General features: G+C 68.1%; 13 protein-coding genes. 12 read left to right on the top strand and 1 reads right to left on the bottom strand.

The genetic code is table 11. From position 1 onward, the window contains the following. The first annotated feature begins 2 nt into the window (after window positions 1–2). From ASE11_RS26385 to ASE11_RS02500, 7 genes are read left to right on the top strand one after another with little or no spacing between them, the layout of a single operon-like run. Window positions 3–488, top strand: a complete 486-nt coding sequence (locus ASE11_RS26385; protein ID WP_056265687.1) for a (2Fe-2S)-binding protein — start codon at window positions 3–5, stop codon at window positions 486–488. After that, a complete protein-coding gene (locus tag ASE11_RS02525) occupies window positions 485–2,839 on the top strand; it encodes a xanthine dehydrogenase family protein molybdopterin-binding subunit (protein ID WP_056265369.1) in 2,355 nt (784 codons plus the stop codon). The genes ASE11_RS26385 and ASE11_RS02525 overlap by 4 nt, the downstream gene beginning before the upstream one ends. After that, complete coding sequence (locus ASE11_RS02520; protein WP_056265366.1) at window positions 2,832–3,578, top strand: enoyl-CoA hydratase/isomerase family protein; 747 nt, start codon at window positions 2,832–2,834, stop codon at window positions 3,576–3,578. Before ASE11_RS02525 ends, ASE11_RS02520 begins: the two co-directional genes overlap by 8 nt. Window positions 3,579–3,629: 51 nt before the next feature. Then, window positions 3,630–4,643: a Bug family tripartite tricarboxylate transporter substrate binding protein gene (locus ASE11_RS02515; RefSeq protein WP_056265364.1), complete on the top strand. Its 1,014-nt coding sequence runs from the start codon at window positions 3,630–3,632 to the stop codon at window positions 4,641–4,643. Then, on the top strand, window positions 4,640–6,172 hold the full coding sequence (locus ASE11_RS02510; RefSeq protein ID WP_056265361.1) for a UbiD family decarboxylase: 1,533 nt from the start codon (window positions 4,640–4,642) through the stop codon (window positions 6,170–6,172). Before ASE11_RS02515 ends, ASE11_RS02510 begins: the two co-directional genes overlap by 4 nt. A 46-nt stretch (window positions 6,173–6,218) precedes the next feature. Continuing rightward, complete coding sequence (locus ASE11_RS02505) at window positions 6,219–7,232, top strand: Bug family tripartite tricarboxylate transporter substrate binding protein (protein WP_056265358.1); 1,014 nt, start codon at window positions 6,219–6,221, stop codon at window positions 7,230–7,232. Between the two features lie 52 nt (window positions 7,233–7,284). Continuing rightward, window positions 7,285–8,178, top strand: a complete 894-nt coding sequence (locus tag ASE11_RS02500) for a LysR family transcriptional regulator (RefSeq protein WP_056265356.1) — start codon at window positions 7,285–7,287, stop codon at window positions 8,176–8,178. 162 nt (window positions 8,179–8,340) lie between these two features. On the opposite strand, the gene ASE11_RS02495 is transcribed toward ASE11_RS02500, so the two are convergent. After that, window positions 8,341–8,496, bottom strand: coding sequence for a hypothetical protein (locus ASE11_RS02495; RefSeq protein ID WP_156406202.1), 156 nt, complete (start codon window positions 8,494–8,496; stop codon window positions 8,341–8,343). Window positions 8,497–8,710: 214 nt separating this feature from the next. On the opposite strand from ASE11_RS02495, the gene acsA reads away from it, so the two are divergent. From acsA to ASE11_RS02470, 5 genes are read left to right on the top strand one after another with little or no spacing between them, the layout of a single operon-like run. Then, window positions 8,711–10,474: an acetate--CoA ligase gene (acsA, locus tag ASE11_RS02490; RefSeq protein ID WP_056265685.1), complete on the top strand. Its 1,764-nt coding sequence runs from the start codon at window positions 8,711–8,713 to the stop codon at window positions 10,472–10,474. Next, on the top strand, window positions 10,471–11,454 hold the full coding sequence (gene pdhA / locus ASE11_RS02485) for a pyruvate dehydrogenase (acetyl-transferring) E1 component subunit alpha (protein WP_082585456.1): 984 nt from the start codon (window positions 10,471–10,473) through the stop codon (window positions 11,452–11,454). Before acsA ends, pdhA begins: the two co-directional genes overlap by 4 nt. Next, window positions 11,448–12,422 (top strand): alpha-ketoacid dehydrogenase subunit beta, encoded by a 975-nt coding sequence (locus tag ASE11_RS02480; protein WP_056265352.1) that lies wholly within the window; start codon window positions 11,448–11,450, stop codon window positions 12,420–12,422. Before pdhA ends, ASE11_RS02480 begins: the two co-directional genes overlap by 7 nt. An 11-nt stretch (window positions 12,423–12,433) precedes the next feature. Beyond that, a complete protein-coding gene (locus ASE11_RS02475; RefSeq protein WP_056265349.1) occupies window positions 12,434–13,543 on the top strand; it encodes a dihydrolipoamide acetyltransferase family protein in 1,110 nt (369 codons plus the stop codon). Further along, window positions 13,540–13,782 (top strand): acyl carrier protein, encoded by a 243-nt coding sequence (locus tag ASE11_RS02470; RefSeq protein ID WP_056265347.1) that lies wholly within the window; start codon window positions 13,540–13,542, stop codon window positions 13,780–13,782. The genes ASE11_RS02475 and ASE11_RS02470 overlap by 4 nt, the downstream gene beginning before the upstream one ends. The last annotated feature ends 98 nt before the right edge of the window (window positions 13,783–13,880 follow it).

The following is a 13,880-nucleotide window of genomic DNA, read 5'->3' as shown; positions in this document are numbered from 1 at the left end:
CCCTGGTGCAACTCAAGGTCAATGGCCGGCCCGTCGAGCGGCGGGTCGAAGCGCGCACGCTGCTGGTGGAGTTCCTGCGCAAGGACCTCGGCCTGACAGGCACGCATGTGGGCTGCGACACCACCCAGTGCGGCGCCTGCACGGTCAACCTTGACGGGTTGGCCGTGAAATCGTGCACCGTGCTGGCGGCGCAGGCCAGCGGCGGCCAGGTCGTCACGATCGAGGGGCTGGCGCCGCCCGACGGTCTGCACCCGCTGCAGCAGGCGTTCAACCACTGCCACGCGCTGCAGTGCGGTTTTTGCACGCCGGGGATGATCATGGCCGCCGACGGCCTGCTGCGCAGCGGCTGCGCGGTCGACGATGCGGCCATCGAGCACGCGCTGGAGGGCAACCTGTGCCGCTGCACCGGCTACGTCCACATCATCGACGCCGTGAAGCATGCCGCCCGGCAAATGGGCCGCCCGACCGGGGAGGGCGTTGCATCATGATCGGTCAGCCACTGCCGCGCCACGAAGACCAGCGCCTGATCACCGGCCGCGGCCAGTACACCGACGACATGGACCTGCCCGGCCAGGCCTGGGCGGCGTTCCTGCGCTCGCCCCATGCGCATGCCCGCATCCTCGCGGTGGACTCGAGCGCCGCGCACGGCATGCCCGGCGTGATCGCGGTGCTCACCGGCCACGACTACGTTGCCGACGGCCTGCGCGGCATCGACCATGTGCCCAACCCGATCGACGCGGTGGATGCCAAGGCCAAGGCCTTCACCACATCAACCACCGGCCGCATATACGAGCGCCGCCAAGTGCCGCTGCCCACCGACAAGGTGCGCCACGTCGGCGAAGCGGTGGTGATGGTGGTGGCCGAAACCGCGCTCCAGGCGCGCGATGCGGCCGAAGCCGTGAGCGTGGATTACGAGGTGCTGCCGGCCGTCGTGCGCGGCGACGATGCCCTCGCGCAGGGTGCACCCCAGCTCTACGACGACCTGCCGCACAACCTGTGCTTCCAAACCGAGCTGGGCGATCGCGTGGCCACCGACGCGGCCTTCGCCCAGGCTGCCTGCGTGGTGCGGCGCGAGTTCCGCGGCAGCCGCATCGTCAACTGCCAGATGGAGCCACGCTCCGCCATCGGCCACCACGACGCGGCGAAGGACCGCTGGCTGCTGATCTCCGGCAGCCAGGGCGTGACACGCCAGCAGCTGGGCCTGGCCGACGCGCTGGGCGTGCCGGCCGAGCACATCCGTGTGGTGTCGCCCGATGTGGGCGGTGGCTTCGGCCCGCGCAGCTCCCTCAACATGGAACCGGTTGCCGTGCTGTGGGCGGCGCGTCGCGTCGGCCGTGCGGTCAAGTGGACCAGCGACCGCAGCGAAGCCTTCGTCAGCGACTACCAGGGCCGCGACCTGCTCATTCGTGCGGCGATGGCCTTCGACGCGGACGGCCGCATCCTCGCGCTGGACAACCACCTGATCGGCAACGTCGGCGCGCACGCCGTTTCCTACGTTCCCATGGCGAACGCGTCGCGCGTGACCACCAGCGTGTACGACGTGCCTGTGGTGGCGTTGAAGATTTCGGCGGCCATGAGCAACACCGTGCCCACCGGTCCCTACCGTGGCGCCGGGCGCCCGGAAACGATCCACGCCATCGAGCGCGTGCTCGACATCGCTGCGCATGAACTCGGCATCGACCGCATCGAGATCCGGCGGCGCAACCTGATCCAGCGCGATACCTTGCCACGCCTGAGCCCGATGGGCCTGCCCTACGACGCGGGCGATTTCGTCGCCAACATGGAGCGCGTGCTGCAACTGTCTGACTGGAATGGCTTCGCGGCGCGCCGGGCCGAATCGGCCACACGCGGCAAGCTGCGCGGCATCGGCCTGGCCAACTACATCGAGTCGCCGGTCGGCGCACCGCGCGAGCGCATCGAACTGGAGATGAGGCTCGATGGACAGCTCGACATCGTGGCGGGAACGCAATCGACCGGACAGGGCCACGAGACCACCTTCCTTCAAGTGCTGACCGAGCACCTGGGGCTGCCGCCCGAGCGCATGCGTCTACGCACCGGTGACACCGACTTCGTGAAGGCCGGCGGTGGCACGCACTCCGATCGCTCGATGCGCCTGGGCGGCACGCTGCTGGTGCAGGCCTCCGCGCAACTGCTGGAGCGCGCCCGCGCCGCGGCTGCGCAGTTGCTGAAGGTGAATCCAGATCGACTGGAGCGGCACGCGAGCGGGTTCATCCTCCACCGCAAGTGGTGGCGCGACCGCGTCGTGGGCTGGAGCGAGATCGCTGCCCACGTGGCAAGGCATGGCCTGCCGGACGACCACTCGCAAAAGAAGCTCGCAGCGCAGGCCGAGTTCTTCGGCCGCATGCCGGCGTACCCCACCGGCGCCGCCGTGTGCGAACTGGAGGTCGATGCCGACACCGGTGACGTCGAGTTGCTTCGTTACGCGGCGGTGGACGACGTGGGGCGCGCGATCAATCCGCTGATCATCGAAGGGCAGATCCACGGCGGCCTGGCGCAGGGGCTGGGTCAGGCGCTGGGCGAGCACTACGCCATCGACGGCAGCGGACAAGTCCTGGCCGGTTCTTACATGGACTACCGCCTGCCGCGCGCCGGCCTGCTGCCGCCGCTCACGGTGGAGCTCACCAACGACCCGACGCACGGCAACCCGCTGGGCGTCAAGGGTGGCGGCGAATGCGGCATCACGCCCGCCACCGCCACGACTTTCAACGCCCTGGCCGATGCGCTGTCGGCGCACACGCGAGAAGAGATTCCCATGCCCGCCACGGCACTCGCACTGTGGAAGCTGATTCAACGCCCGGAGCCCGCCATCCATGAATGACCAACCCAACGCCACGCAAGACGTGGTGATCGTGCGGCGCGACGGGCCGGTCCTGCACATCACGCTCAACACGCCGGACAACGGCAACCTGATGAGCGCCGCGATGGGCACGGCCGTGATCGGCGCGCTGGCGGGCCTGGACCCCGAGGTGCGCGTCGTCTGCCTGCGCGGCGCCGGCGCCGACTTCTGCGCCGGGCGCATCTCGCCCACGCCGGCCAAGGGCGCGCCGCCGCCGTCGGCGGAACGGCTGCGGCAGCTCGTGGCCCAGCCCGCCCTCGATCTCTACGACGCCATCAAGGCCGCACCGGTGCCCACGCTGGCCATCGTGCAGGGCCGCGCGACCGGCGTCGGCACCGCGCTCGCGGCGGTGTGCGACATCACGCTGGCCGCCGATGACAGCCGTTTCCAGATTCCAGAGATGGAGCGCGACATCCCGCCGACGCTGGTGATGGCCGCACTGTGCGACCGCGTCCCCCTCAAGGCCTTGGGCTACCTCGTCTTCAGCCGTCGAGAGTGGACCGGCCGCGAAGCACAGGCGTGCGGCCTGGTGAGCTGGACGGTACCGGCCGCGCAGCTGGAGACGCAGGCCGACGAACTCATTGCGACGCTCGCAGGCTGCTCGGCCGTCGCGCTGCGGGCGTGCAAGCAGTACCTCACGCATGCCCCGACGATGAGCCCGCAAGCAGCCAGCGCGTTCGCGGGTCACCTGGCCGGCACCGCGCTGTCGGCCCGTTACTGAGCGCCACCGCACGCGGCTTCGACCCAAACCACCACACCACAGGACGCACCCATGAACGACTTCAACCGCGCGGGATTTCCCCGCCGCCATCTGCTGGGGCTGGCTGCCGCCGCCAGCGTGGGCATGCTGCCCCCGATCAGTGCCCGTGCGCAGGCAGCGCGTGCCGGCGATTGGCCGGACAAGCCGCTGCACATGTTCGTTGGCTACGGCGCAGGCAGCGGAATCGACAATGCGGCGCGGCAGTTTGCGCGGCAACTCGAAGTTGTCTCCGGCCAGCCGGTCATCGTGGACAACCGCGCCGGGGCCCTGGGCAACCTGGCGGCCCAGGCGGTCGCCGCGGCAAAGGGCAACCCGAACACCTTGCTGTTCACGCCGAACTCCACGCACGCGGCGAACATTCACCTGTTCAAGAAGCTGCCCTTCGATCCCGTCAAGGACTTCACACCCGTCAGCAGCATCCTGACGCTGGGCTTCGTGCTGGTGTGCGACCCCAAGGCCGTCGAAGCAACCACGGTGCAGCAACTGGTGGCCGCGATCAAGCGCGAGCCCGGGCGCTGGGCCTACGGCACGGGCAACGCCACCGGTCTGGTGGCCGGCGCGATGTTCACGACGCAGACCGGCACCGAGATGCTCGCCGTTCCCTACAAGAGCGTGCCGCCTGCCATGAACGACCTGCTCGGCGGCCGGGTTCAGCTGGTGTTTGCCGACGCCACGCTGGCCATTCCGTTGGTGCGCGCGGGCAGGCTGAGGGCCCTGGCCGTGACCGGTTCGCGCCGCATGACCGCGCTGCCGCAAGTCCCCACGATGATGGAGTCGGGCGTGCCCAACTACGACCTCACGGGCTGGTTCGCCGTGTTTCAACCGGCCGGCGTGCCGCCTGAGCACAACGCGAAACTGGCCACGCTGGTGCAGCGCGCGATGCGCGACCCCGCGCTCATCGAATCCTTGCGCAGCATCGGCTGCGAACCCGAATCTTCCAACCCCGACGAGCTCGCCCGCCGTGTCGCCACCGACACCGAACGCTGGGGCAAGCTGGTCAAAATCGCAGGAATCACACCCGAATGACAGTCGATCTCGAACGCTTCCGCCTGCGCAACTTCATCCAGTCGCTGGGCGACCAACAAGTGCAACGCCACGACGGCTCAACGCAGCTGTGCGACATCGCGGCCCTGCTCGATGGCGCGGCTCAGGCGCATTTCTTTTCGCATCCCGGCGGCGCAGGCCCCGAGCTCGTGGGCAACGTGATGGGCAGCCGCGAGCGCCTGGCCCGAGCCTTCGGCACCACCCCGGACCGGCTGGTACCGGAAGTGCTCAAGCGGCTTGGCACGCCGCAACCGGTGGTGACCGTGGAGCGCGGCCAGGCCCCCGTACAGCAGGTGGTTCTGCAGGGCGAGGACGTCGACTTCACGCAGCTGCCGGTGCACCTTCAGCACGAGCTCGACGGCGCGCCCTACATCTCGGCGTCGATCGACTTCACGCGCGATCCGTCCAACGGATGGGCCAACATCGGCGTGCGCCGCCTGATGTTGCGCGGCCGCCGCACCGCGGGCGTCGACCTGGTCGCGCCGTCCGACATGCGTGCGCTCTACCTGGGGCACGTGCAGCGCAAGGAACCGATGCCGGTCTCTTTCGTGGTCGGCGCCCACCCGATCGACTACGTGGCCGCCACCATGCGCCTGCCGGTCGACGAGATGCCGCTGCTGTCGGCATTGCGCGGCGCGCCGCTTGGTCTCGTGAAATGCATCACGAACGACCTGATGGTTCCCGCCGACGCCGAATATGTGCTGGAAGGTTACCTGGACGAACGCGGCCATGTCGAGCCGGAAGGTCCGTATGGAGAGTTCCTGGGCTACTACGGCGGCGTCAAGCGCAATCCGATATTCCACCTCACCGCGATCACGCACCGCCGCGACGCTTTGTTCCAGACGCTGACGATCGGCGGCAACCAGATGGACCGCACCGACACCGCCCAGCTGTGCGCGCTGCGCACCGAAGTGGCTGCGTGGCAATCCATCCAGCTGGCGGTGCGCGAACTCAAGGCGGTCTATGCAAGCGCTGCAACCGGCGGCATGTTCAACCTGCGTGTCTCCATGCAGCAGCGCGTGCCGGGCGAGGCCCGCAACGCGATTGCCGCGGCGTTCTCGTGCCAGGCCAACATCAAGCACGTCTTCGTGGTCGACCCGGACATCGACATCTTCTCGGACAGCCAGATGGAGTGGGCCCTGGCGACGCGGTTCCAGGCCAACCGCGACCTGGTCACCATGGCCGGCATGCGCGCCATGCCGCTGGACCCTTCGCTCGAAGGGGCGCGCACCGGCAGCAAGCTGGGCTTCGACCTGACCCTGCCGTTGCTGGCCCCGGGCCAGCAACGCAGCATGGAGCACCAGGTGCCCACACCTCCGGTGCCGGCCCAGGCCGGCGCCGAGGTGGCAAGCCCCGAGGCCGCCCTGGCCGCCGGCCCCAAGACTTTCGCCGAGCTGATGCGCGCGGTCGGCAGCCGTGACGGCCGCGAGCTGGTGCGCTGGCTCGAGTCGCAGGACGGCGCCGGCCGCATTCACCGCGACGAGCACGGTCGCTGGTTGTTCAAGACCTGAGTGCCAGGCTTTCGCACCCGTTTCATTCAACACAAGGAGACATGACATGACCCAAGACATCCGAAACATCCCTGTCCGAAGCGGTGCGAGCCGCCGTGGCGCGCTGGCCACCGCCTTTGCGTCGCTGGCCGTCGCCTGCCTGGCGATGGCGCCCGTGGCGCGTGCCGCCGATGCCTGGCCCGAAAGGCCGGTGAAGCTGGTGGTGCCATTCTCGGCGGGCGCTGGCGCCGACATGACGGCGCGCATCATCGGCCAGAAGCTCTCGCAGCGCCTGAACCAGCCTGTGATCGTCGAGAACCGGCCGGGCGCTGCGACCAACATCGCGATGGAGGCGGTGATCCGCTCGCCGGCCGACGGCTACACCTTGTTCTTCGCGCTGCCCACGGTGGCGCAGAACCCGTTCCTGTACAGCTTGAAGTTCGATCCTCGCACCGACCTGCGCCCGGTGGCCAAGCTGACCGAAGTGAGCTTCGTGCTGCTGGCGAGCAATGCGTTCGCGCCGCGTTCGCTGCCCGAGCTGCTCAAGCTGGCCGCCGAACGCCCCAGCAGTGTCACTTGTGGGTCGGCCGGCGCCACGCCCGGCATGGGATGCGAGCTGCTGAAGATCCTGGGCAAGGTCGACATCACGGTGGTGCCCTACAAGGGCAACGCGCCCGCCATGAACGATCTGATCGGTGGCCAGATCAATGTGCTGTTCGACGTTGTGAGTGTTGCCAAGCCACAGGTGGCCGCAGGCCGTGTGCGCGCGATTGCCTCCACCAACAACAAGCGTGGCGACGTGCTGTTCCCCGATCTGCCGACGGCCGCCGAGACGCTGCCGGGCTTCGAGTTGAAGGCCTGGCAGGGAATCATGGTGCCGGCCAAGACCCCCGACGCGGTGGTGCAGCGCCTGGAGCGCGAACTGGGTGCCGTCCTCGCGGAGGCCGAGGTGCAGCAAAAGCTCCGCGAAACCGGGCTGACGCCGGCCTACGAGAACGCCACGCAGTTCACCCAGACCTTGGCTGAAGAACTCAAGCGCTACGAAAAGCTGATCAAGTCCACCGGCATGAAAGGCGAGTGAGCCGGCGCGAAGCCTCGGACCCGAACCCTGATGGCGGCCGCTGCCGGACACCATGAACCTCAACCTCAACTTTCGGCAGCTCACGGCCTTCCTCGGCGTCGCGGAGACCAGCAACTTCACCAAGACCGCGCAGAAGCTGCACCTGAGCCAGGCAGCGCTGTCCGCCAGCATCCGCGAGCTCGAGGGCCAGCTGCGTTGCCGCCTCTTCGAGCGCACCACACGCAGCGTCGAACTCACGAGCGCGGGACGCAAGCTGCTGCCGGTGGCGCAGCAGATGATCGAATCGCTGGAGAGAGTGGCGAGCGAGCTGAATCAAATGGGGGAGCACGGTGTCGCGCGGCTGCGCTTGGGGTTCACGCCGATCCTGGCTTCCAATGTCGTGCCCGAGTTGCTCGAGGAATTTCAGCGGCAGTTCCCGATGGTGCAGGTCGACGTGGTGGATGCGGGCCCGGCCGACCTGCTCGACAAGCTGGAGTCGGACCAACTCGATGCCGCGTTCGGGGCCTTCTCACAAAAGCGCTCGGGCCTGTCGCAACTGCAGATCGCGCCGGCCACATTGATGCTGGTGTGCTCTGGCCAGTTCTCTGCCATCGGTGAACGCATCGCGTGGGCGCAGGTGTTCGACTATCCACTCATCTCGTTGACGGACCGCAGCCCGATTGCGCAACAGGTCACCAGGATCGCGCGGCAGCACAGCGCCGAGATCCGCGCGCCGATGGTGGTCAATCACCTGGAGACCGCGCTCGGCATGGTGGAGAAGGGCTTCGGAGTGGCGGTGTTTCCGTCGTTCGCCCAGGCCGCCTGGCGGCGCTACAGCGTGCGCGCCAGTGAGATCTACCCCGCAGTCAGCATCGATTACTTCCGCATCACGAAGGCCGGCAAGGACACGAACGCGGCCCTCGATGGAATGACGCAACTTCTGATTCAAAGCTTGCGCGGCTCATAGCTCGAAAGCCGTGCGCTCATAGCTGGGTGGCCAATTGCTGCTGCAGCACGAAGGCCCAATACGACCCACTCAGAGGAGACAAAGGGGTCACCATGAACAAGTTCGCAACAGCGGTGGTGAATTCCACTTTGAGCGCGCTCAATCACCGCACAGGTTGGGCGTTCACAAAGGGATGAGGCGGGCCAGCACCGCACCGCGCACAAAGCGCTCGCCCGCGACCACCTCGATGGACTCGAGCACGAGCCAGCGCTCGAGACAGGCACAGTCGCCCACTTCCATCGTCAGCCACAAATGGAAGTCAAGCGTCACATCGTGCATGGGGTTCTTCAGCGCAACCACCATCTTGGCGTGCAGCGTCTTTCCCCGACATTGATCGAACTCAACAGGGGGTCCATGCGTCCGTCATAGATTGAGTGCTCTCAAACCGAAAAGGGGCCCGTCATGAAAATGCAGTGGATTCTGGTTGCCAATGGCGTGGGAACCCTCGAGACCCGTCTGCGCGACATCGGGCGTGCCGCTCGGTGACCCGGCCATGGCCTCTTTCGCCGAAATCATCCACAAACCCGAGACGGTCCGCCCGCCCAACCTGGAGGACCACCGGCTGGCCTGCGCGGCGTTCAGCTGGGCGCACGCGCGGCACGCGCTGGACGAGAGCCTCGAGGGCAAGGCAGGTTTCAACATGGCCACGCTGGCGGTGGACCGCCACGCCCACGGCCCACGCGCAGCCAAACTGGCGCTGCGCTGGCTGGGAAAATCGGGCGCGCGGCGCGATCTGGTCTACGCCGAGCTGGCGCACCTGAGCAGCCGCTTTGCCCGGGTGCTGGAAGACCTGGGGGTGAACGCGGGCGAACATGTGTTCCTGCTGTGCGGGCGCCTGCCCGAGCTGTACGTGTCCCTGCTCGGTGCGCTCAAGCGCGAGTGCGTGGTGACGCCACTTTTCTCGGCCTTCGGGCCTGAGCCCATCGCCACTCGCCTCAGCTTGGGCCACGGGCGGGTGCTGGTCACCACCACCTCTCTGTACCGGCGCAAGGTGCAGGCCATGCGGGCCCGCCTGTCCGAGCTGCAACACGTGCTGCTGATCACCGACGACGATGGTCCGCTGCCGCCCGACACACTGGACCTGCGGTCCTTGCTCGACGCTGCATTCACACCGTACAGCGTGCCCCCCACCGATGCACAGGCACCCGCCTTGCTGCACTTCACCAGTGGAACCACCGGGCAACCGAAGGGCGTCATGCACGTGCACGAGGCGATCGTGGCCCATGTCGCCACTGCGCGCATGGCGCTGGACCTGCAGGACGACGACGTGTACTGGTGCACCGCCGACCCGGGGTGGGTCACTGGCACGAGCTACGGCATCCTGGCGCCGCTGGCGCTGGGCGTGACGATGATCGTGGACGAGGCCGACTTCGATGCCGAGCGCTGGTACACCATCCTTGAGGAACAACGCGTGAGCGTCTGGTACACCGCGCCAACGGCGGTGCGCATGATGATGCGAAGCGGCACCAGCGCAGCACGCGCTCACCATTGCCCCTGCCTGCGCTTCATCGCCAGCGTGGGCGAACCGCTCAACCCGCAGGCGGTGCGCTGGGGTCTCGAGGCCTTCGGCCTGCCGATCCACGACAACTGGTGGCAGACCGAGACCGGCGGCATCATGATCGCCAACTTCCGCAGCATGGACATCAAGCCGGGCTCGATGGGCAAGCCCCTGCCGGGCATCACGGCGGCCATCGTGGAGCGGCTCGCGGACGGCAGCGCGCGCGAGATCCAGCAGTCCGACACCGAAGGCGAGCTCGCACTGCGACGCGGCTGGCCCTCGATGTTCCGCGCCTACATGGGCGAAGACGAGCGCTACCGCAAATGCTTCGCGGGTGACTGGTACCTCACCGGCGACCGGGCTCGGCGCGACGCGGACGGCTACTACTGGTTTGTCGGGCGCATCGACGACATGATCAAGTCGTCCGGCCATCTGATCGGTCCATTCGAGGTCGAGTCGGCGCTGATGGAACACCCCGCCGTGCTTGAAGCCGGCGTGATCGGCAAGCCCGACCCTTTGGTGGGCGAACTCGTCAAGGCCTTCGTGGTGTTGCGCCCCGGCACCAAGGCCAGCGAGGACGTGCGCCGTGATCTGCTGGGCTTCGCGCGCAAGAGACTGGGCGCTGCGGTGGCACCGAAGGAGCTCGAACTGGTGGACATGCTCCCCAGGACGCGCAGCGGAAAGATCTTGCGCCGGCTGCTGCGCGCTCGCGAGTTGGGGCTGCCCGAAGGCGACATCTCCACGCTGGAGGCCGCGTGAGCCTGAGCGCTGCCGATGCCACCGCCTGGCTGCAGGATATGCTGCGCATCCGCCGCTTCGAGGAGCGCTGCGCCGAACTGTACGGCGCGGGCAAGATCCGCGGTTTCCTTCACCTCTACATCGGCGAAGAAGCGATCGCCGCGGCCGCCATACCCGAGCTGCGGCCCGACGACCACCTGCTGTGCACTTACCGCGAGCACGGCCACGCGCTCGCGCGCGGCGTGCCCATGCGCACTGTGATGGCCGAAATGTTCGGCAAACAGGAAGGCTGCAGCCACGGGCGCGGTGGTTCGATGCACCTTTTCGACGTTTCGCGCGGGTTCTACGGAGGCAACGCCATCGTGGCCGGAGCGCTGCCGCTGGCCGCCGGTTTTGCGCTGGCCGACCAGTTGCTCGGCAATGACCGCGTCACTGCGTGTTTCTTCGGCGAGGGTGCAGTGGCAGAGGGCGAGTTCCACGAAACCGCCAACCTCGCGGCGCTGTGGCACCTGCCCCTGCTGATGCTGTGCGAAAACAACCTGTACGCCATGGGCACGGCGCTGGCCCGCTCCGAGTCGAGCACCGACCTCTGCGCCAAGGCCCGCAGCTACAACATGGAGGCGATCACGGTCAACGGCATGAACGTCTCGGCGGTGAGTTCGGCCACGCGCCATGCGCTGGCGCACGCCAGGGGCAAGAAGGGCCCGGTGTTCCTGGAACTGCGCACCTACCGCTTTCGCGCCCACTCCATGTTCGATCCCGAGCTCTACCGCAGCAAGGCCGAGGTGGACGCCTGGAAACAGCACGACCCGATTGACACGTTGCTGGCCCACGCGACCTCGCTGGGCCTGACGCTGGACCGCCCGGCCCTGGAGGCCCGCATCCTGGCCGAGATCGACGACGCCGTGGCCTTCGCCGAAGCCGGCACGCTGGAGCCGCTGGAAGAGCTCACCCGGCACGTTCTCGCCCCGACCGATGTGGGCACGGGGGCACCATGCTGACCAGCTACCGCGAGGCGCTGCGCCGAGGATTGCGCGAGGCCCTTCAAGAAGATCCGCGCGTGTTCCTCATGGGTGAGGACGTGGGACGCTACGGGGGCACATACGCGGTGAGCAAGGGTCTGCTCGACGAGTTCGGCCCGCACCGCGTGCGCGACACGCCGCTGTCGGAGTCTGGTTTCGTGGGCTGCGGCATCGGTGCTGCGATCAACGGCCTGCGTCCGGTCGTGGAAGTGATGACGGTGAACTTCAGCCTGCTGGCGCTGGACCAGATCGTCAACAACGCGGCGACGTTGCGCCACATGTCGGGCGGACAGGTGGCCGTGCCGGTGGTGCTGCGCATGACGAGTGGCGCCGGTCGGCAACTCGCGGCCCAGCACTCGCACAGCCTGGAAGTCTGGTATGCGCACGTTCCCGGCCTGCGCGTGCTGGCCCCTGCCACGGTGGAAGACGCGCACGGCATGCTGCTGGCGGCTCTGCGCTGTCCCGACCCGGTGGTGATCTTCGAACATGCGATGCTGCTCAACACCGAGGGCGAACTGCCCGACCCGCCACCTGCCGTGGCGCTTGAGGGCGCGGCCGTGCGCCGCATCGGCACCGACCTGAGCCTCATCACCTACGGTGGCTCGCTGCCCCGCTGCCTGGTGGCAGCGGAGCAACTGGCCGCCGAGGGCATCGAGGCCGAGGTACTGGACCTTCGCTGCCTGCGGCCACTGGACGTGGCCGCCATCGCCGGCAGCGTGCGTCGAACGCGCCGCGCGCTGGTGGTCGACGAAGGCTGGAAGACCTGTGGCCTGGCGGCCGAGATCGTCACGCTGCTGATCGAGCAAGTTTTCTTCGAGCTCGATGCACCCCCTGCGCGCGTGTGCAGTGCAGAAGTGCCCATGCCTTATGCCAAGCACCTGGAAGACGCGGCCTTGCCCAACGCCGCACGCATCGTCGAGGCAGCGCGTGCGCTGATGCGGCCTTGATCGAACTGCGGATGCCCTCCTTCGGCGCCGACATGGAAGCCGCGCGCTTCGTGCAGTGGCATGTGAAGCCGGGCCAGGCGCTCAAGCGCGGCGACGTGGTGGCGGTGGTGGAGACCCAGAAAGGAGCCATCGACGTGGAACTGTGGCACGACGGCACCATGGCCCGCCTGATCGCGCAGCCCGGACAGCAGATTCCCGTGGGCGACATGCTCGCCGTGCTCGCGGACGCGGGCGAGGATTGGCAGGCGCTCGCCGCAGCGCCAGCAGCAGCGCCTGTCGCACCCACCGCGCCCAGCGCGGACCGGCACGCACGCATGTCGCCAGCGGCACGTCAGCGTGCCCAGGCGCTCGGTGTCGACCTGGCCGCGCTGGCGGCACAAGTGGGTGACCGTGTCATCACACTGGCCGACGTGGAACGCGCTGTGGCGGGCTCCACGACCGCAGCCCCTGACCGCGCCGAGGCCATGCGCTCGGCCATCGGCGCGGCCATGGCGCGCTCTTGGCGCGAGATCCCGCACTACCACGTGGGGTGCGAGATCGTGGTCGAAGCAGCCTTGCAGTCGCTTGAGGCCTTCAACCGGGAACGCCCCGTCGCCGAGCGGGTGCTGTTCGCGGCGGTGCTGCTGCGCGCCGTGGCGCTGGCGCTGGCGGACACGCCCACGCTCAATGGACGGTATGAAGACGGCCGCTTCCAGCCCGCCGCTGCGGTGCATCTGGGTGTGGTGACCGCGCTGCGAGGCGGCGGTCTGGTGGTGCCCACGGTGCACGATGCGCAGCGCCTTTCGCTGCCTGAGCTGATGGCAGCGCTGCGCGCTGTGCTCGCGCGTGCTCGCAGCGGCCAGTTGCGCAGCTCCGACCTGGCCGACTCCACATTGAGCGTGAGCCACCTGGGTGATATGGGCGCCGAGTCCGTGATGGGCGTGATCTATCCGCCGCAGGTCGCTCTGGTCGGCCTGGGCCGCGTGGTGCTGCGCCCGGCGGTGGTGGACGGTCAGGTGGTCGCTGCGCGCACGCTGCGCGCCACGCTGACGGGAGACCACCGGGTGAGCGACGGCCTGGTGGGCTCGCGCTTCCTGGCGTCGCTCGCTGCACAGCTGGCCAACACGCAGCCGGGCCCATGAAAACCGCCGAAGCATTGCATCAGGCGGTGGCGTCGGCCTTGCGCGGCATCGCGCCGGAGGCCGACATCGACAGCATCGACCCCGCAGCTTCATTGCGAGAACAACTCGACCTGGACTCGTTTGACTTTCTCAACGTGCTCATCACTCTGCAGGAGACCGTGGGCGTGGACATTCCGGAGGCTGACTACGGCCGCGTCGACTCTTTGAACGCGCTGGTGGCTTACTTGATGGCCGCTTGAGACAGGTCAATGCATTGCGCGCGCAGCCGCGTGAGCGTGAACACTGACGGCCTACGATCCGGGCAAGCGCGAGTTCGAGAACAGCTGCGCGAGTTGCT

Source organism: Hydrogenophaga sp. Root209, assembly GCF_001428625.1.
Taxonomy (GTDB): domain Bacteria; phylum Pseudomonadota; class Gammaproteobacteria; order Burkholderiales; family Burkholderiaceae_C; genus Hydrogenophaga.
The sequence above is the reverse complement of the archived record's forward strand: the minus strand, read 5'-3'. Positions and strand labels throughout refer to the sequence as shown.

Bases quoted from the DNA above. Each gene is read 5' to 3' on its own strand.
- ASE11_RS02520 (WP_056265366.1), top strand. From the start codon at position 2,832: ATGAATGACCAACCCAACGCCACGCAAGACGTGGTGATCGTGCGGCGC.
- ASE11_RS02470 (WP_056265347.1), top strand. From the start codon at position 13,540: ATGAAAACCGCCGAAGCATTGCATCAGGCGGTGGCGTCGGCCTTGCGC.
- ASE11_RS02475 (WP_056265349.1), top strand. From the start codon at position 12,434: ATGCCCTCCTTCGGCGCCGACATGGAAGCCGCGCGCTTCGTGCAGTGG.
- ASE11_RS02495 (WP_156406202.1), bottom strand. From the start codon at position 8,496: ATGCACGATGTGACGCTTGACTTCCATTTGTGGCTGACGATGGAAGTG.
- ASE11_RS02525 (WP_056265369.1), top strand. From the start codon at position 485: ATGATCGGTCAGCCACTGCCGCGCCACGAAGACCAGCGCCTGATCACC.
- ASE11_RS02510 (WP_056265361.1), top strand. From the start codon at position 4,640: ATGACAGTCGATCTCGAACGCTTCCGCCTGCGCAACTTCATCCAGTCG.
- ASE11_RS02515 (WP_056265364.1), top strand. From the start codon at position 3,630: ATGAACGACTTCAACCGCGCGGGATTTCCCCGCCGCCATCTGCTGGGG.
- ASE11_RS02505 (WP_056265358.1), top strand. From the start codon at position 6,219: ATGACCCAAGACATCCGAAACATCCCTGTCCGAAGCGGTGCGAGCCGC.
- acsA (WP_056265685.1), top strand. From the start codon at position 8,711: ATGGCCTCTTTCGCCGAAATCATCCACAAACCCGAGACGGTCCGCCCG.
- ASE11_RS02480 (WP_056265352.1), top strand. From the start codon at position 11,448: ATGCTGACCAGCTACCGCGAGGCGCTGCGCCGAGGATTGCGCGAGGCC.
- ASE11_RS02500 (WP_056265356.1), top strand. From the start codon at position 7,285: ATGAACCTCAACCTCAACTTTCGGCAGCTCACGGCCTTCCTCGGCGTC.